17 protein-coding genes are annotated in these 16,667 nt (G+C 65.6%); 7 read left to right on the forward strand and 10 right to left on the reverse strand.

Annotated elements, in window-relative coordinates:
- The 4 genes from E3O45_RS17835 to dapD form a co-directional block, all read right to left on the reverse strand.
- Window positions 1-392, reverse strand: a 392-nt coding sequence (locus E3O45_RS17835; protein WP_206750271.1) for a hypothetical protein, incomplete at its 3' end; no start/stop codon positions are given.
- Window positions 368-922: a hypothetical protein gene (locus E3O45_RS01805; protein WP_166789363.1), complete on the reverse strand. Its 555-nt coding sequence runs from the start codon at window positions 920-922 to the stop codon at window positions 368-370. The genes E3O45_RS01805 and E3O45_RS17835, both read right to left, overlap by 25 nt.
- Before the next feature lie 112 nt (window positions 923-1,034).
- Window positions 1,035-3,704, reverse strand: a complete 2,670-nt coding sequence (locus tag E3O45_RS01810; RefSeq protein WP_134441299.1) for a penicillin acylase family protein — start codon at window positions 3,702-3,704, stop codon at window positions 1,035-1,037.
- A gap of 66 nt (window positions 3,705-3,770) precedes the next feature.
- Window positions 3,771-4,760: a 2,3,4,5-tetrahydropyridine-2,6-dicarboxylate N-succinyltransferase gene (gene dapD / locus E3O45_RS01815; protein ID WP_134441300.1), complete on the reverse strand. Its 990-nt coding sequence runs from the start codon at window positions 4,758-4,760 to the stop codon at window positions 3,771-3,773.
- Window positions 4,761-4,777: 17 nt separating this feature from the next.
- On the opposite strand from dapD, the gene dapE reads away from it, so the two are divergent.
- From dapE to E3O45_RS01830, 3 genes are all read left to right on the forward strand, one after another.
- Window positions 4,778-5,890 (forward strand): succinyl-diaminopimelate desuccinylase, encoded by a 1,113-nt coding sequence (dapE, locus tag E3O45_RS01820; RefSeq protein ID WP_255452949.1) that lies wholly within the window; start codon window positions 4,778-4,780, stop codon window positions 5,888-5,890.
- Window positions 5,891-5,905: 15 nt separating this feature from the next.
- Complete coding sequence (locus tag E3O45_RS01825) at window positions 5,906-7,168, forward strand: hypothetical protein (protein WP_241985179.1); 1,263 nt, start codon at window positions 5,906-5,908, stop codon at window positions 7,166-7,168.
- A gap of 82 nt (window positions 7,169-7,250) precedes the next feature.
- Window positions 7,251-7,427 (forward strand): DUF3117 domain-containing protein, encoded by a 177-nt coding sequence (locus E3O45_RS01830; protein WP_092108645.1) that lies wholly within the window; start codon window positions 7,251-7,253, stop codon window positions 7,425-7,427.
- Between the two features lie 67 nt (window positions 7,428-7,494).
- On the opposite strand, the gene E3O45_RS01835 is transcribed toward E3O45_RS01830, so the two are convergent.
- Window positions 7,495-8,127, reverse strand: a complete 633-nt coding sequence (locus E3O45_RS01835; protein ID WP_092450256.1) for an O-methyltransferase — start codon at window positions 8,125-8,127, stop codon at window positions 7,495-7,497.
- Window positions 8,128-8,213: 86 nt separating this feature from the next.
- Between E3O45_RS01835 and E3O45_RS01840 the strand changes: the two genes are divergently transcribed.
- Together E3O45_RS01840 and ppk2 are read left to right on the forward strand one after the other, a co-directional pair.
- Window positions 8,214-8,603 carry a sec-independent translocase gene (locus E3O45_RS01840; protein WP_092450254.1) on the forward strand — a complete coding sequence of 130 codons (390 nt, stop codon included), beginning with the start codon at window positions 8,214-8,216 and terminating at the stop codon, window positions 8,601-8,603.
- A gap of 17 nt (window positions 8,604-8,620) precedes the next feature.
- Window positions 8,621-9,442, forward strand: a complete 822-nt coding sequence (gene ppk2, locus E3O45_RS01845) for a polyphosphate kinase 2 (protein WP_092450252.1) — start codon at window positions 8,621-8,623, stop codon at window positions 9,440-9,442.
- A 28-nt stretch (window positions 9,443-9,470) separates the two neighbouring features.
- Here ppk2 and E3O45_RS01850 read toward each other — a convergent pair whose 3' ends face one another.
- From E3O45_RS01850 to E3O45_RS01860, 3 genes are read right to left on the reverse strand one after another with little or no spacing between them, the layout of a single operon-like run.
- On the reverse strand, window positions 9,471-10,652 hold the full coding sequence (locus tag E3O45_RS01850; RefSeq protein ID WP_134441301.1) for an Mrp/NBP35 family ATP-binding protein: 1,182 nt from the start codon (window positions 10,650-10,652) through the stop codon (window positions 9,471-9,473).
- Window positions 10,649-11,215 carry a DUF1003 domain-containing protein gene (locus E3O45_RS01855; RefSeq protein ID WP_092450248.1) on the reverse strand — a complete coding sequence of 189 codons (567 nt, stop codon included), beginning with the start codon at window positions 11,213-11,215 and terminating at the stop codon, window positions 10,649-10,651. The genes E3O45_RS01850 and E3O45_RS01855 overlap by 4 nt, the downstream gene beginning before the upstream one ends.
- The gene (locus E3O45_RS01860) at window positions 11,202-12,533 is read right to left on the reverse strand and encodes a magnesium transporter MgtE N-terminal domain-containing protein (protein ID WP_092450442.1); all 1,332 of its coding nucleotides are present in this window, start codon (window positions 12,531-12,533) and stop codon (window positions 11,202-11,204) included. The genes E3O45_RS01855 and E3O45_RS01860 overlap by 14 nt, the downstream gene beginning before the upstream one ends.
- Window positions 12,534-12,784: 251 nt before the next feature.
- Between E3O45_RS01860 and E3O45_RS01865 the strand changes: the two genes are divergently transcribed.
- Entirely contained in the window at window positions 12,785-13,312 is a 528-nt protein-coding gene (locus tag E3O45_RS01865) for a hypothetical protein (protein WP_134441302.1), read from the forward strand.
- A gap of 48 nt (window positions 13,313-13,360) precedes the next feature.
- Entirely contained in the window at window positions 13,361-13,909 is a 549-nt protein-coding gene (locus tag E3O45_RS01870) for a general stress protein (RefSeq protein ID WP_134441303.1), read from the forward strand.
- Window positions 13,910-13,980: 71 nt separating this feature from the next.
- Here the strand turns inward: E3O45_RS01870 and E3O45_RS01875 are convergent, their stop codons facing one another.
- Both E3O45_RS01875 and E3O45_RS01880 read right to left on the reverse strand, forming a co-directional pair.
- Window positions 13,981-15,525, reverse strand: a complete 1,545-nt coding sequence (locus E3O45_RS01875; RefSeq protein WP_134441304.1) for an aminopeptidase P family protein — start codon at window positions 15,523-15,525, stop codon at window positions 13,981-13,983.
- Between the two features lie 87 nt (window positions 15,526-15,612).
- Complete coding sequence (locus E3O45_RS01880; protein ID WP_134441305.1) at window positions 15,613-16,662, reverse strand: endonuclease/exonuclease/phosphatase family protein; 1,050 nt, start codon at window positions 16,660-16,662, stop codon at window positions 15,613-15,615.
- Window positions 16,663-16,667 lie beyond the last annotated feature (5 nt).

Genomic DNA, 16,667 nt, shown 5'->3' on the forward strand with positions numbered 1-16,667 from the left:
AGGAGCTGGGGGTGTCGTTCCACTATGTCGCTGAGGCCGCCGGTGTTGCAGGGAACCCATTGGCTGGGTTCCGTCGTCGATTTGTGGCTCACGCACATGGCCGGTCGTTTCAGGTCGCCCGCCGAGCCGCCGCCGCTACCGGTGGCGTCGTCCGATTCGCCACTGCTACCGGTGTCCGAGATGCCGACTGTTCCGACGGACACATCAATGCCAGCGCCGTTGACAACGCCTTGGGCGGGTTCCTCAAACGCGGATGGGTCCATACTGTAGCCAGACAGGCCTGCAAGCCATACCGCCGAGTCGTGGGACACCGCCGATGCGGGGTTGGGGGCAAGGATCGCAATGCTGATTGAGAGAGATGCGATCCCTAACAGAAGTTTGCGCCGGTCCATGTTTCCGATCTCTCTAGTAAAAGACGACTGGCCGTAGGGTCCTGAACCAGTGCCACTTCAAGGGGATGCCGTGAAACGCGATCGGGAGGAACAGTTGACAGCCCGGTGACGTCGATGATATCTGTCGCGGAAACGTCGAGGCACATGTAAATGACCAGCGACCCTTCGCTGAGATTCACGGACTGTATTTTCATGGAATCGAAGCCGAGGTCCCCGACGAGATGGACTCCGTTTTCGGCCAATCGCTGGAAGGATGCAATTTCGCCTGACAGCATTTCACTCGTCACGAAGGGTGTGATTCGTTGCGGCTCTACTCCTCCTTCGTGCGAAATTGTGTTGGCCATTGCCTGATACGACGAATAGAACGAAGTCGCGGCAGCGAGGGCTTCGTCGTTCGAGGCGAAGATCGGGGGAGCTTCAGCGGGAGCGGCCGTAGCTTTCGCGACGGGTGATGCCGTGTCGGGCGGGACGGGAGCGGCCAGGCATCCGCTCAGCGTGCCGGCAAGGAAAAGCACGGCAGCGGTGAGCACAGCTCTGTGCACGGGGCGGCGTCGCGGCGGGTTACGCATGGGGTCACCATAGACCGGATTGCTACAACACCGTCAAAGTTCTCCACAGGCTGGTGTTCGGGCCAGAATCAGGCTACGCGGCGGGCTCGAGGGTGAGCGTGTCGGCGGCGTCGTCCTTGATGGCGGCGGGGGTGAACAGCCACGGGCGCGTCTCATGGTCGCGCCAGAGCGGTGCTTGATCGGTGTAGTTGGAATGAAAGGCGTGACCGGATGCCCCGGTGAGATTGATCCAGGTGGAGTCGTCGAAGTTCTCCAGGCTGATCACCTGCCGCATCGACGGCACCCAGTCGACCTGGTAGCCCTGGGTGGCATCCCAGCCGACGGCGTTCACGACGGCGGATCCGCCCGCCAACTCGTAGGGTCCGCGGTTGAACAGCCATTCCAGCGGGGCGATCCCCGACTCACCGAAGCTCGCGTTCTTGAGCTCGAGCGTGTGGATGCCGCCCCACTGCCAGTCGGTCGGGTCGGATCCCATCAGATCGGCACTCTCGGCGGCGGCGCTCGTCATGACCCGCCGCAACATGCTCTCCTGACCGACGGTGCCATAGGTGGGGTTGGACCACCACGGCGAGTCAGACTGGCCGAGCAGGCTCGTCACGACGGAGAACGCTCGGTCACCACCGGTGAGGTGGGCGCCGTCATCGACCTTTCCGGTGAACATGTCCTTCAGCAACGTGCGCCAGATCACGTTGAAGTAGGCGGCCGCCGCGCTGTCGGCATCCACCTGGTAGTCCCAACCATCGAGCAGCTGCTGCGCCTCAGCTGCTGAACCGGTGAGGCGCACCTGCTGTAGCCGAGGCACCAGCGCAGCCGCGATGGCACTGTAGTTGTCGCCCTGAATGTCGCTCATCAGCTCCGCGGTGAGCGGAGTACCAACCGCGATGAGTTCTTGCAGTCGAGCGGTGATCTGGTTTGCCCGGTATCCGAGATCCCAGTCGGCGGTCAGCAGGTTCGGGGAGCCCGGGTCGGCGGCGGCGTTATTGGCCGTGACGATGTATCCGCTCGGCGGATTGAACGTACTCGGCAGCGCATCAAAGGGGATGTAGCCGGTCCAGCCGTATTCACTGGTCCAGCCCGGCACCGGAAGGGTACCGTTACCGCTGGCTCGAATGGGGATGAGCCCGGGAGCCTGATAGCCGATATTGCCCTCGACGTCGGCGTAGGTCAGGTTTTGCGCCGGAACCTCAAACAGTTCAGCGGCAGCCCGAAAGCTGGTCCAGTCGGTCGCCTGGTTGAGTGCGAAAATAGCGGATGCCGTTCGCCCCGGTGTCAGCGCGGTCCACTGCAGGGACAGCTCATACGTCGTTAGGTCAACACCGCTGGCCTCGGCGTCGGACTCTGCCCCGGAGGAAGCGGTCGGCAGTCCAGCCGCTTTCGGATAGTCGCTGGCGATGCGTTGGTACGTGGTGCCGTCGAATCCGCTGAGTAACGGTCCGTGTTCGGTCGAGCGAATCTCGATCTTCACGTCATCGCCGCCGGCCACCGAGATCTTCTCGTCGCGCAGCAGGAGCGGCTTCGCCGCGCCGTCGAATTCGTAGCTGTCGCCGGTGATTTTTTCAATGTAGAGGTCGGCGACGTCGGGTCCGAGGTTGGTGAAACCCCAGGCGATGCGCTCGGTGTGACCGATGATGACGCCGGGCAAACCGGAGAAGCTGTATCCGGCGACGTCGAACGGGCAGTCGGCGGTGATCGACTGGCAGCGCAGCCCGACCTGGTACCAGACCGAGGGCAGCGCCGGCCCGAGGTGCGGGTCGTTGGCCAACAGTGGCATGCCGGTGTTGGTGAGGGAGCCGGCGACGACCCAGGAGTTGGAACCGATCTCGCCGCCGGCCGGCCCGAGCAGCTCCGGAATTGCCCCGAGTACGGCGCGCAACTCGGTGAGCGCCCCCGCGTAAGAGTCGACGGACGCGGACTCGACGGTCGAATCGAGGCCGGTGCTGGCGGACGGCTCAGCCGTTGGTTCACCGGCCGGCTCGGCCGGCTCGGCAGCCTCCGGCGCCCCGGCCGACGGAACGACGACTGTCTGGCTGCCGGTGATGGTCGGGTGTGCTCCCGCGGGGTACTCGGGGTGCAGCTGGTTCACCTCGGTCGGGGTGAGCGTCGTCGACAGCAGTGCCCGGTCGATCTCATCATCAAGGTTGGAACGCAGGTCCCAGGCCATTGCCTTGAGCCAGGCGACCGAATCCGCCGGAGTCCACGGTTCGACCTCATACCCGGGGTTCTGCAGGCCCAAAACGGCATACTCCAGCGACAGATCGGCGCCGTCGTGGGTGTCGAGGTAGGCGTTCACCCCGTCGGCGTAGGACTGGTAATAGCCGAGCGCGACCGGGTCGAGCAGTGCTACCTCCTGTTCGGCGACGGCTCGCCAGCCGAGCGTCCGCACAAACGTGTCGGTGCCCACCTGGCTCTCGCCGAACAGCTCCGACAATCGGCCGCTGGTCACGTGCCGGCGAAAATCCATCTCCCAGAAGCGGTCTTGGGCGTGCACGTAGCCCTCGGCCAGAAACAGGTCGGCCGCGGTCTTCGCCGTGATTTGAGGTATCCCGGCTTCGTCACGAGTCACGGTCACCGGGTTCGACAATCCCTCGATGTCGACGGTGCCCGACAGCGTCGGAAACGACCGTGTCACCGTCCACACCCCGAGCCCGGCCGTGACCAGGACGAGGCTGAGCACCACACCGAGCGCGATCAGCAACCGCCGAATGCGGCGATGGCCCTTGCTGCGCGGTGCGTCGGTGCCCACATCACTCCCTCGCGTGTTGCCCTACCCGGATGCTAGCGGAACCCGCCGACATCCGCTCTGCAGCTGCTACGCGTGCAGCGCGGCGTTCAGCGTGATGCCGCTGCCGCTGCGGGCGAGGACCTCGACGGCGCCGGAGATGGAATTGCGGCGAAAGAGCAGGTTCGGCACGCCGGAAAGCTCCACGGCCTTCACCGTCGGCCGCGCGCCGTCCTCCCCGACCGGCTCGCCGATCAGAATCACCTTGGTGCCGGCCGTGACGTAGAGCCCGGCCTCGACGACGCTGTCGTCGCCGATGGCGATGCCGACCCCGGAGTTGGCGCCGAGCAGGGCGCGGGCACCGATCGAAATGCGCTGGGTACCGCCGCCAGAGAGCGTGCCCATAATGGATGCCCCGCCACCGATATCGGCGCCGTCACCGACCACGACACCCTGCGAAATACGGCCCTCGACCATCGAGGAACCGAGGGTTCCGGCGTTGAAGTTGACGAAGCCCTCGTGCATCACGGTGGTGCCGGGCGCGAGGTGCGCGCCGAGCCGCACGCGCGAGGCGTCCGCTATTCTCACGCCGGCCGGTACGACGTAGTCGAGCAGCGGCGGAAACTTGTCGACGCCGCTGGCCTGGATGCCGGCGCGCTGCAGGGCCGGGCGCAGCCGGGCGAAGTCGACCGGCAGCATGGGGCCGGCGTTGGTCCAGACCACGGTGGGCAGGTGCGCGAAGATACCGTCGAGGTTGATGCTGTTCGGCAGAACGAGCAGGTGCGAGAGCAGGTGCAGCCGCAGATAGGCATCCGAGGTGCTGGCTGGGGCCGCGTCAAGGGTGATCTCAACGGTGACGGCTTCGAGGCGCACCGCGCGACGCACGTCGTCACCGGCTGCCTCGCTGAGTTCGGCCGGAATAATCCAGCGATCGCGGCCGGTCGGCAGGGCGCCGAGGGCCGGGGTCGGAAACCAGGTGTCGAGCACGGTGCCGTCGGTGGCGACAGAGGCGAGACCATACCCCCACGCCTGGGTCGGAGTGGCGTCAGAAGGGGCGTTTTTGGTCAGAACGGAGGGCATACCTCTAGATTAGTAGGGTGACTTCTAGACTTCCGGCCCCAGCAAAATTCACCGTGCTTGACCTGACGGCAACGTCGATCGAACTGACCAGACAAATTTGCGATATGGAGTCGGTCTCCGGCAATGAGACCGCCCTGGCCGATGCGATCGTCGCCGCGCTGGAGGGCTTCGACCACCTCGAAATCATTCGCGACGGCGACACCGTCGTCGCTCGCACCAACCTGAATCGTGCCCAGCGGGTCGTTATCGCCGGCCACATTGACACCGTGCCGCTCAACGACAACCTGCCGACGCGCTACGAGACGATCGACGGCGTCGACTACCTGTGGGGCCGCGGCACCGTCGACATGAAGGCGGGGGTGGCCGTGCAGCTCAAGCTCGCCGCCGAACTGAGCGACCCCGGAGTCGACGTGACCTGGATGTGGTACGACCACGAAGAGGTCTCCGACGAGCTCAACGGCCTCGGCCGTCTCGCCCGCAATCGTCCCGACCTGTTCCATGGCGACTTCGCTATTCTCGGCGAACCGACCAAGAGCCAGGTCGAGGGCGGTTGCAACGGCAACCTGCGGGTCGAGATCCGCACGTTCGGACTGCGCTCGCACTCCGCGCGCAGCTGGGTCGGCGAGAACGCCATCCACAAGGCCGCACCCATCCTGAACATTTTAGCCGAGTATCAGGCCCGCGAGGTTGAGGTTGAGGGCCTGGTCTACCGCGAAGGACTCAACGCGGTCGGCATCACCGGCGGTGTCGCCGGCAATATCATCCCGGACGAGTGCATGGTGCACGTCAACTACCGTTTCGCGCCGAGCCGCAGCGGCGATGAGGCCGTCGCCCACCTGCGCGAGCTGTTCGCCGGCTACGACCTGACGGTCGTGGACCGGGCCGAGGGCGCGCGCCCCGGCCTCGACGCCCCGCTCGCCCGCGAGTTCCTCGCTGCCGTCGGCGGCGTGGCCAAGCCCAAATACGGTTGGACCGACGTCGCGCGCTTCTCCGCCCTCGGCGTTCCGGCCGTCAACTACGGCCCCGGCGACCCGCTGAAGGCGCACGCCGACGACGAGCGCGTGGCCGTAGAAGAGATCACGGCCTGCGAGATCGGACTGCGCGCCTGGCTGAGCGCATCCGTTCGCTAACGCAGCGACAGAACGATGACTGAGCGGACGCTGCGCTCCCGCAACCAAGCCACCCGCCGCCCAGACCGCCGCCGCCCGCCCGCCCGCCGGCTGCCCGCTGCGTGGCAGGCCCGCTATCGGCTGACGCCGTGGTGGGGCAAGGTGATCGTGGTCTGGGCGCTGTCGCGCGTGGTCACGACGAGCCTGGTCCTCATTCTGGCGAGCGTGCAGGGCCCCAACGCCTGGACCGGCGCGAGCCCGAAATACACCGACTTCGCCAATATGTGGGACGGCAACTGGTACAACATCGTCGCCGTTGTCGGCTACCCGAGTGTGCTGCCGGAAACCTCGACCGGCCAGATCGGCGAGAACGCCTGGGCGTTCATGCCGGGGTACCCGGTACTGGCGCGCCTGCTTATGGAACTGACCGGGTTATCCTGGGCGCCGGTGGCGGTGTTCGTCTCGGTCGCTTTCAGCCTCGGCACCGCGCTGCTGTTCTACCGGCTGATGGCTCGGGTTCAGTCGCCGGCCACGGCCCTGTTCGCGGTCGTTTTGTTCTGTGCCGCCCCGCTGTCGCCCATGTTGCAGTTCGCCTACGCCGAGTCGATGTACCTCTTCTTTCTGACTCTCGCGCTCTACCTGCTGCTCGAACGCCGCTACTGGCTGCTGTTTCCGGTGATCGCGGTGATGGCCCTGACCCGGCCGAGCGGGCTGGCCTTCGCGCTCGCGCTCGGGCTGCACGTGATCTATCGGTTCGTCACGCGCGCGCGTGATCCTTTTGCGCCTCGAGAGCGGATGCTGGCGGCATCCGTTACCCTGTTCAGCGCTCTGATGGGACTGGCCTGGCCGCTCGCTGCGTGGGCGGCGACCGGCGACCTGATGGCCTATACCGACACGGAACTGGCCTGGCGAGCACCGTACATCGGCTATCAGGAGCTCGTGCCGTTCACGGCCTGGTTCCAGAGCGGCGTCTGGTGGCTCGGCAGCCCGTTGGGTATCGTCGTGGTGACCGCCCTGATTCTGGCCTTCGCGCTACTGCTGTTCACCCCCGCCGTGCGACGTCTCGGCGTTGACCTGCGGCTCTGGCTGGCGAGTTACGCCCTGTACCTGCTTGCGGTGTTTTTTCCGCAGTCCAGCACGTTTCGGCTGCTCATGCCGATGTTTCCGCTGCTCGGCGCGGCCGCGATGCCGCGTAACCGGGCCTATCGCGTGGCGATCGTTCTGGTCTGCGTGGCCGGGCAGTGGGGCTGGCTGCTGATCTGCTGGGGCGTCGACGGCTACGACTGGACACCGCCTTAAACGACCGCGATCAGGCCCTAATTTACGTCTCGGGCCGAGATAGTCGATAATGGATATACAAAGACGAATGGAAGGGGAGTTCATGGCGGCCATGAAGCCACGAACCGGAGACGGTCCAATGGAGGCGGTAAAAGAGGGGCGCCTGATCATCGTGCGTGTACCGCTCGAAGGTGGGGGTCGGCTCGTTGTATCAGTCAACGACGCCGAGGCCAAGGAACTTCACGATGCACTCGCAGGGGTTGTCGCTGCAGCGAAGTAGCGTTCCTCTAGTTCGAAACAGAAAAGAACGGCTGCTCGCGCAGCCGTTCTTTTCTATGTGCGGTCGGTTAAGCGCTCAGTTTGGTGATCTGCAGCAGCCCATCGCCGACGGGGGAGAGCGCGCTGATCACGGCACTCGACCCGGCGATCTCGGTCAGCAGCGTGCGAAAACCGGTGGCCACGTCGTCGCGCTGCGCCGGGTCGGCGACGCGGCCGCGCCACAGGGCGTGCGCCACGAGTACGGTTCCGCCCGGGCGGGCCAGGCGCAGGCCGTGTTCAACGTATTCGATGACCGACTGCGGGTCGGCGTCAACGAACACAATGTCGTAAGAATTCTCGTTCATGCGGGGCAGCACCTCGCCGGCCTTGCCTGTGATCAGGCGAACCCGGTTGGCCGGAATCTTCGCCTCGGCGAAATTGGCTTTGGCGTGCTGTAGATGATCGACCTCGGTATCGATCGAGGTCAGGGTAGCGCCGGGCGCGCCGGTGAGCAGCCAGATCCCCGATACTCCGGCCCCGGTACCGACCTCGAGGATGCTGCGGGCCCCGGTGGCGGCGGCGATCACGGCGGACTGTGCGCCCACCGAGGGTGCAATCGCGTCGATCCCGAGTTCGAGGGATTGTTGACGCGCGCGCGCGATGGCTTCGGATTCGACGACACAGTCGTCGGAGAACTTCCAGTTCAATTCAATGTCAGACACAAATAACTCCAGTAGATGATTAGCTCAAGACTAGGGCCGAGGTGGACTGGTCCATGGATGCCCCGCCGGGCAGATATTCTAGGGACATGTTTGGGCTGACGTTCGAAAAGATTCTGCTGATCGGGATCATCGCTGTCTTCTTGCTTGGCCCAGACAAGTTGCCGCACTACGCCGCCCAGCTTGCTCGCCTGGTACGCCAGCTGCGCGACATGGCCAATGGTGCCAAAGATCGCATGCGCGACGAGATGGGTCCGGAGTTCGACGATCTGGACTGGAAAAAACTCGACCCACGCCAGTACGATCCCCGCCGCATCATTCGAGAAGCCCTCGCCGATGAAGACCCGGTCAAGGAGCAATCCGCGTCAATTTCCCGGGCCGAGCCGAACCCCGACGGCGCCTATTTGAAACGCAAACGTGCCAGGGAAGCCGCCCTGGCCGCGCTCGAGCCGGCCCCGTTCGACTCTGAGGCGACGTAACGCTCCAAGGAGAACGGATGAGCGAGTTGAAGCAGCCCAAGCGAGTAAAAAAGTCCATCTACGAGACCGAACTCGCCCGGCTGCAGGCCGAACTGGTCACGATGCAGCAGTGGGTGAAGGCATCCGGTGCCCGCGTCGTGGTGATCTTCGAGGGCCGCGATGCTGCCGGCAAGGGTTCGGCGATCAAGCGCATCACCGAATATCTCAACCCCCGGGTGGCGCGCATCGTCGCGCTGCCGATGCCGACCGAGCGCCAGCGCGGCCAGTGGTATTTTCAGCGCTACATCGAGCACCTTCCCTCGACCGGAGAGATCGTGCTGATGGACCGCTCCTGGTACAACCGGGCCGGCGTCGAGCGGGTGATGGGCTACTGCACTTCCGATGAATACCGTCGGTTTCTACACCAGGCACCCCTGTTCGAACGGATGCTGGTCGAAGACGGAATTCTGCTGGTCAAGTACTGGTTCTCGGTGTCTGACCTGGAGCAGGAACGACGGTTTCGCTCCCGGCTGAAGGACCCGATGCGGCGTTGGAAGCTCTCCGAAACGGATGTGCTGTCGATCACCCAGTGGGTCGAGTATTCCAAGGCGAAGGATGAGATGTTCGTGCACACCGACATCGCCGAAGCGCCCTGGTGGGTGGTCGAGAGCGAGGACAAGCGGGCCAGCCGGTTGAACGTGATCAGCCATCTGCTCTCGCTCGTGCCGTACGAGAAAACGGACCCGCCGAAGGTGCACATTCCGCCCAGGCCGCCGGCTTCGGACTATGAACGGCCGCCGCGGGAGGAGAATCACCAGGTTCCCGACCATGCGGCGACGCTGGTGAAGCCGAAGGAATAAGGATTCCCGGGCGGTTTTACCGGGCCGACTAGCGCGGTGTGAGGCCCAGGCTGAGGCCGGCCAGTCCGCGGGCCCGCGTCTTCAAGCGGTGCGCGAGCTCCAGAATGGCGCGAGCGGCCGGGTCGTCGGGCGCGCCGAGCACGACCGGGAGCCCGGCATCACCGCCGCTGCGCAGGGCCAGGCTCAGCGGAACCTGCGCTAGCACCGGCACCGGCGCGGGCTGCCCGACGGAGAGGCGCCTGGCGACCTCGTCGCCGCCGCCCGCACCGAACAGCTCGAGCAAGCTGCCGTCGGGCTGCACCATCGCCGACATGTTCTCGATCACGCCGTAGACGCTCTGCCCGGTCTGGCGGGCCACGACGCCGCTGCGTTCGGCCACATCGGCCGCTGCGGACTGAGGCGTGGTCACGACGATGACCTCGGCGTGCGGGAGCAGCTGGCCGACCGTGATGGCGACGTCGCCGGTGCCCGGTGGCAGGTCGAGCAGCAGCACGTCGAGGTCGCCAAAGTACACATCGGTGAGAAACTGCTTGATCGTGCGGTGCAGCATCGGTCCGCGCCAGGCGACCGCGGCCGACGCGTCGTCGATGAACATGCCGATCGAGATGACCTTCACGTCGTGCGCGATCGGCGGCAAAATCATGTCGCCGACCTGGGTTGGTTTGACCGCGAGGCCGTCGTGCACCAGGCCGAGCAGGCCGGGCATGCTGAAGCCGTGCACGTCGGCGTCGACGATTCCCACTCGCAAGCCTTCGCCGGCCAGCGCCACGGCCAGGTTCGCGGTGACGGTGGACTTGCCGACGCCGCCCTTGCCGCTCGTGATCGCGTAAACGCGGGTGAGCGACTCCGGGCCGAATTGCACACTGCGTGCCACCTGGCCGCCGCGCAGCTTCTCAGTCAGCGCGGTGCGTTGCTCGCGGGTCATGATCGCCACCTCGACGCTCGCGCGCCCAGGCCCGGACACCGACTCGGCGGCGGCCAGAACGTCGCTCTCGATGCGCTGGGCGGCCGGACAACCGGCAATGGTCAAGCGGATGCCGACGCTCACCTGACCGTCATCGCTCACGCTCACCCCGGACACCATGTCGAGGTCGGTGATGGGCTTGCGAATCTCGGGGTCGGTCACCCGGGCTAGGGCGGTGAAGACGCGGGAGCGGATGCTGTCGGGCTCTGGAGTCAGAGGGGCCGGAGGAAAAGGTGCAGAAGTCATGCGGTGGGGCGGCTTTCGTCGGTGCTGTCTGGGGCTGCTCGTTCGTCGCTGCGCTCATCACTGCGCTCATCCAGATGCTCCAGCAACGCGCGCAGTTCCGCGCGGATGAAGTCTTTCGAGGCCATGTCCTTGATCGCGATGCGCAGGGCCACGACCTCACGGGCGAGATATTCGGTGTCAGCGAGGGTGCGTTCTGACCGCTGGCGGTCCTGCTCGAACTGCACCCGGTCACGGTCGTCCTGACGGTTCTGCGCGAGCAGAATCATCGGCGCGGCATACGAAGCCTGCATCGAGAGCACGAGGGTCAGGGCGATGAAGCCGAGCGCGACGGAGTCGAATCGCCAGGCAACCGGGGCGAGCGTGTTCCAGGAGATCCAGGCGACGGCGAACAGGGTGAGTCCGAGCAAAAACCAGGGGGTCCCCATGCCGCGGGCGATGGCCTCGGTGAAGCGGCCGAACCGGTCCCGGCTGTGGCCGCCGTTGCGCCCGAGACCCACGAGGTTGCCGGTTCGCAGCCCCTTGGGCGCATCGAGGCGCAGGTCGGCGCGATTATTGCGGGCCACGAGTCGTCCTTTGCGCTCCGGGGAGCGGGATACTGCCGGTTCTCAGCTCGCTGCGGGCGGCGGCGCGGCGACGCACATCATCATTGCCGTCGTGGCTGCGCCAGTCGTCGGGCAGCAGGTAGTCGAGCACGTCATCAATCGTCACCACCCCGACCAGTCGGTAATTCTCATCGACCACGGGCACCGACACAAGGTCGTAGCTCGCCAGAATACGGCTGACTTCGGCGGCCGACGTGTCGGCGGTCACCGGATCCAGACCCGCGTCGAGCAGCGTGCCGAGCCGCTCGTGGGGCGGGTAGCGCAGCATCCGCTGAAAATGCACCATGCCCAGAAAACGACCGGTGGGAGCTTCGTAGGGGGGCAGAGTTACGCAGATCGCCGCACCGAGTGCCGGGGCAAGATCATGACGACGGATGCGCGCGAGCCCCTCGGCGACGGTGGCATCGGCCGAGACGATGATCGGCTCGGTCGTCATGAGGCCGCCGGCCGTGTCGGGAGCGTAGGAGAGCAGAAACCGCACGTCTTCGGCTTCTTCGGGCTCCATCAGGTCGAGCAGCTGCTCGCCGCGCTCCTCGGGCAGCTGGGCGATGAGGTCGGCCGCATCGTCGGGCTGCATCTGATCGAGCACATCGGCGGCGCGGGCATCGCCAAGGCTGGTCAGAATGCCGACCTGATCGGTCTCTGGCATCTCCTCGAGCACGTCGGCGAGGCGATCGTCGGGCAGCTCGCCGGCCACCTCGAACATGCGCTCGCGCGGCAGGTCGAGCAGGGTATTGGCGAGGTCGGCCGGTTTCAAATCGGAATAGGTCGCGATGAGGTGTTCGGCAGACTGCGCCTGGCCTTCGGTCGCTTTCTCGCGCACCTCTGCCCAGGTTGCAAAGGTCGTGACGCCCTTGACGAAGGGGGAGGCGCTGGTCTTGGGGCGACGCACGAACAGCTGGCTGATCGCCCAGTCGGCCTCCGTGCCCTCCTTGATCGCGACGTCTTCAATGGTGGCGTCGCCCGAGCCATCGGTGAAGAGCACCTTGCGGCCGAGGAGTTCAGCGATGACGCGCACCTCGCCGCCGCGCTGCTCATAGCGGCGAACATTGATGAGGCCGGTCGTGATGATCTGGCCGCTGCCGATGCTGGTGACCCGGTTAATCGACACGAAGACCCGGCGTTTACCGGGGATCTCCACGATCAGGCCGACGACGCTGGGCGGGTCGTTTTTTCGATACACCACGAGAACATCGCGCACCTTGCCCACGCGGTCGCCCGCGGGGTCGAAAACGGTGCACCCGGCCAGTCGGGCGACAAAAACTCTAGTGGCACTCACAATATAAATGTAGGCCACTGGCCCGACATTGGTGGTCCGGCACGACTTCCCGTGTCGGCCACCAGCCCGACGATGGTGACCAGGCACGAATTGCCGGCACGGAATAGGGTTGCGCTCATGACCGTTTGCGAACTTGCCCATGATTCCCGACAAAAGTTCACTGCGCGGCGCTTGGCCGGGCCCGCTTTCCGGGCGCAGGGCGAACGTTGAGCTTTCCGGCGAAGGACGGCATTCCACCGGCGAGGCGAGCCGTGAAATTGATCTGGAGCGGAGTGGCACCCGACTACGGCAAAGTCAAAGACAGCGCCGCTGCCCGCCGGGCGCTCACCGGTCTCCTGAACGCAGCGCACGACATCCTCGCCTATCGGCAATTATCGGTCAAGGCCGAATCAATCCACCTGGTCTCCGGCGACCGGATGAGCTACCTGAAATTTGCGGTAGCAACCGATCGCACCGCAGACAATGCCGTCTCGCTGTCCCACCTCCTGGCGGTCAACGCTGAGGAGGCACGGGGTCTCGGCGACCTGATCGGCGGGAACCCGCCGTTTCGCTCGCTCCGAATCGTCATCCTCTCTTTGGAGGGTGACTTCGCCATCAACCGGCTCGACTTGGACCCCGAAAGCCCGGGCGGTGTCTCGTGGTACGGCCCGTTCGACCGCGAGCTCTTCAAGGACATTGCTCTGGGCTTTGCGCTCTTCGTCACCCACATGGTGGCCAATGTCTTTGACGACGACGACGGTGCGGAGACGTTCGCCGAGTCCATTGAATGGATTACCTGAGGTGGCACGATCGGGCATGTCAACAGGTCTGCGTGAAAGAATACCGGAATGAGCAACCAGAGTCTGTTTCCCCGGCGTCGCCCAGTTTTGCCTCCCGTGTTGCCGCGCGGAGAGGTGCTCGCGACGTACAGCACCTACGCCGATGCGCAGAGCGCGGTCGACACGCTCGCCAAGGCGGACTTTCCGGTGAAGCAGCTGGCGATTGTCGGCAACGACCTCAAGAGTGTCGAGCGAGTGACCGGCAAACTCACCTACGGCCGGGTCGCGCTCGCTGGCGCGGCATCTGGTGCCTGGTTGGGAATTTTCTTCGGGATTCTGTTCTTTTTGTTCTCGCCGACCGGATCGAGCCTACCGTTCGTCTTCGCCGCCCTGATCATGGGTGCCGGATTCGGCATGCTGCTCGGCATTGCGAGCTACGCGATCAACCGCCGCCGCCGCGACTTCACCTCGACCATGCAGGTCATCGCGACCAACTACCAGATCATCGTCGACGTCGAACTGGTCAACCGGGCCCGCAACCTACTCTCGGGATTCCGCGAGGCCGAGCCAACAGCGCCTGCTGCGCCCCCGGTAGATCCTCCGGTCCCCTCCCAATAGTCACGCGAGAGCGCAAAAAGTGCCCGATTGGGACTCCCAATCGGGCACTTTTTGCGCTCTCGCGAACCTGTTTAGCTTTGCTTCGCGGCGATCCAGGCTTCAACTTCATTCGCGGTGCGGGGAATAGCTGCGGAGAGGTTTTCGGCTCCGGTGGCGGTCACCAGGATGTCGTCTTCGATGCGCACGCCGATGCCGCGGAATTCGGCCGGCACGGTGAGGTCGTCGGGCTGAAAGTACAGGCCGGGTTCGATCGTGAAGACCATGCCCGGTTCGAGCACGCCGTCCATATACATGTCGCGGCGTGCCTGCGCGCAGTCGTGCACGTCGATGCCGAGGTGGTGGCTGGTGCCGTGCACCATGTAACGGCGGTGTTGGCCGTTGTCCGGAAGAAGAGCCTCCTCCGCGGTGACCGGGAGCATTCCCCACTCCGCGGTGCGCCTCGCGATGACCTGCATCGCGGCGGCGTGCACGTCGCGAAAGATGGCACCGGGGCGAACGACGGCGAGGGCGGCATCCGCTGCCTCGCGCACGGTTTCGTAGACCTGGCGCTGGACGTCGCTGTAGACGCCATTCACCGGGAGGGTGCGGGTAATGTCGGCGGTGTAGTAGCTGTCGAGTTCGACGCCGGCGTCGATGAGAATGAGGTCACCGGCGGCGACAACGCCGTCATTGCGGGTCCAGTGCAGAATGCAGGCGTGCGGGCCCGAAGCGACGATGGTGTCGTAGCCGACCGTGTTGCCGTCGCTGCGGGCGCGGGTGTTGAACACACCCTCGACGAGGCGTTCGCCGCGGGCGTGCTGGCTGGAGCGGGGGAGGTCGGCGATGACGTCGTCGAATCCGCGGGCGGTGGCGGCGACAGCGAGGCGCATTTGCGCGATCTCCCAGGCGTCCTTGACGAGGCGCAGTTCGGACAGATCCCGGGCCAGGCCGGCGTCGGGCTCATGCTCGGCATTGATCTCGATGCTGAACGGAGAGTCGGTGGCGTTGCTGCTGAGCACCCGCTCGGCGGCGAAACGCAGGCGGGCCTCGTCGACCTGCTCGGTGAAGGTCGGGTCGGCTTCACGCAACACGAGGGTTTCGCTGTCGACCGCCTTCAGCACTGCGGCGAGGTCGGCGATGCCGCGCACCTCGACGGCGAGGTCGCTGGCGACCTGGGCGACGGATGGACGCGGTCCGATCCAGAATTCGCCGATGTCGGGGTTGGCGTAGAACTCGTCGGAGTCGCGGCCGGCCCGCTCGCGAAAGTACAGGGTCGCGTCGTGGCCGACAGCGGCCGCTGGTTCCAGCACGAGCACGGCACCGGGTTCGCTGTCGCTGCCCCAGCCGGTGAGGTGGGCGAAGGCCGAGTGGGCGCGGAAGGCGTAGTCAGTGTCGTTGGAGCGCTGCTTGAGGCGGCCGGCCGGAATGATCAGTCGCTGGCCCGGGTACTGCGCGGATAGCCGGGCGCGACGTGCGGCGGCGAACGGTGCCTGCTCGCGAGCTGGAGGCAGAACGTCGGTGCGTTCGGCCCATCCGCTCGCGATGAAAGCTTTGAAGCCGGTAGACCCGGGAGTGGTCGAACGGTTCTCGTTCGAACGCGCGGCAGGAATAAGTGCGGGAGCAGTAGTATCAGCCATTCCCCCATTCTCACACCGCACTCTGGGCGGCGCCCGATCGGGTGCTGCAGATGCTGCGACGAGCGGATGCTGCGCGGCTGTCCGAAGCTAACTGGCCGGCGTCAGCGTCGCCACGATCGGTCGGTGATCGCTTCCGGCCTCGTCCAGTGACTCGATCACCTGCAGGTCCAAGACCCGCCAGTTCGGGGTGGCCATCACGTGATCGATCGGGCTGCCGAGCAGCGCGGGCATCGCGGTCGGCCACGTGCCGACGGATGCCGCACCGATTGACAGGGCAGCATCCGAGCAGTTGCCGAGAACCGAGCCGCCGCCGACGCTCGCGCGCCCCGCCATATGGTCGAGCGTGGAATTGAAGTCGCCCGCCATGATCACGTCGTCGCCCAGGCACTGGGTGGCGAGCCAGTCGAGATCGCTGCGCCAGTTCGACATCTCATACTGAATCGGCGCAACGGCATGCACCGCCACAATGGTCGGGCCGGTCCCGTCGACCGGTTCGGCCACCACGGTCGGCAGCACGTTGGTGTTGCCCGGCGGCCCGGACCCGGCCGCGTTGGTGACCGTGTAGTCCCCCAGGTCGGGGCTGATCAGCACGGTGGTGGAGCGGGCCTTGGAGACCAGATCGAAGGCCAGGGTGTGCACCCACATTGGGCGGCCGGCGTCGCGCATTGCTTCGGCGATCAGAATGCCGGTCTCTTCCGTCGTTTCGGGCAGGGTCACGACGTCGGCGTTTTGGGCCAGCGCTTGCGCGGCGATGACCGCGGCGCCGGGAGCGTCTCCGAGCGTGTTCCAACTGAGTACGGTGACGGAGTCGGCATCCGCTTCGGCGCTGAGCTGACCCTGGGTGGGCGAAACCGTGGTCGTGAAACCGCGGGAGGCCAGAATGCCGACGTTGGCGATACCGAACAGGGCGAGCAGCACCATGGCCATTCCCAATGTTCGACGCAGCGGGCGAATAAACCGTAGTACCCCGAGCAGGACGAGCCCGACGACCGCGCCGATGACGGCCACGGCGCGAAAGGACACCAGATGGGCGACGACCCAGCTGTTGTGCAGGCCGAACGCCTGCGGCCAGGTCACCACCAGCAGGATGACGGCGGCACCGATCAGAATCAGTGCCCGAAGGAGTCTGGAGAACATTGTTC

Source organism: Cryobacterium sp. TMS1-20-1 (assembly GCF_004402355.1).
Taxonomy (GTDB): Bacteria; Actinomycetota; Actinomycetes; order Actinomycetales; family Microbacteriaceae; genus Cryobacterium; species Cryobacterium levicorallinum.

What these genes read in the sequence shown, in the direction of transcription:
- E3O45_RS01870 (WP_134441303.1), top strand. Translation starts at nt 13,361, where the DNA reads ATGAGCAACCAGAGTCTGTTTCCCCGGCGTCGCCCAGTTTTGCCTCCC.
- ppk2 (WP_092450252.1), top strand. Translation starts at nt 8,621, where the DNA reads ATGAGCGAGTTGAAGCAGCCCAAGCGAGTAAAAAAGTCCATCTACGAG.
- E3O45_RS01880 (WP_134441305.1), bottom strand. Translation starts at nt 16,662, where the DNA reads ATGTTCTCCAGACTCCTTCGGGCACTGATTCTGATCGGTGCCGCCGTC.
- E3O45_RS01850 (WP_134441301.1), bottom strand. Translation starts at nt 10,652, where the DNA reads ATGACTTCTGCACCTTTTCCTCCGGCCCCTCTGACTCCAGAGCCCGAC.
- E3O45_RS01875 (WP_134441304.1), bottom strand. Translation starts at nt 15,525, where the DNA reads ATGGCTGATACTACTGCTCCCGCACTTATTCCTGCCGCGCGTTCGAAC.
- E3O45_RS01830 (WP_092108645.1), top strand. Translation starts at nt 7,251, where the DNA reads ATGGCGGCCATGAAGCCACGAACCGGAGACGGTCCAATGGAGGCGGTA.
- dapD (WP_134441300.1), bottom strand. Translation starts at nt 4,760, where the DNA reads ATGCCCTCCGTTCTGACCAAAAACGCCCCTTCTGACGCCACTCCGACC.
- E3O45_RS01840 (WP_092450254.1), top strand. Translation starts at nt 8,214, where the DNA reads ATGTTTGGGCTGACGTTCGAAAAGATTCTGCTGATCGGGATCATCGCT.
- E3O45_RS01825 (WP_241985179.1), top strand. Translation starts at nt 5,906, where the DNA reads ATGACTGAGCGGACGCTGCGCTCCCGCAACCAAGCCACCCGCCGCCCA.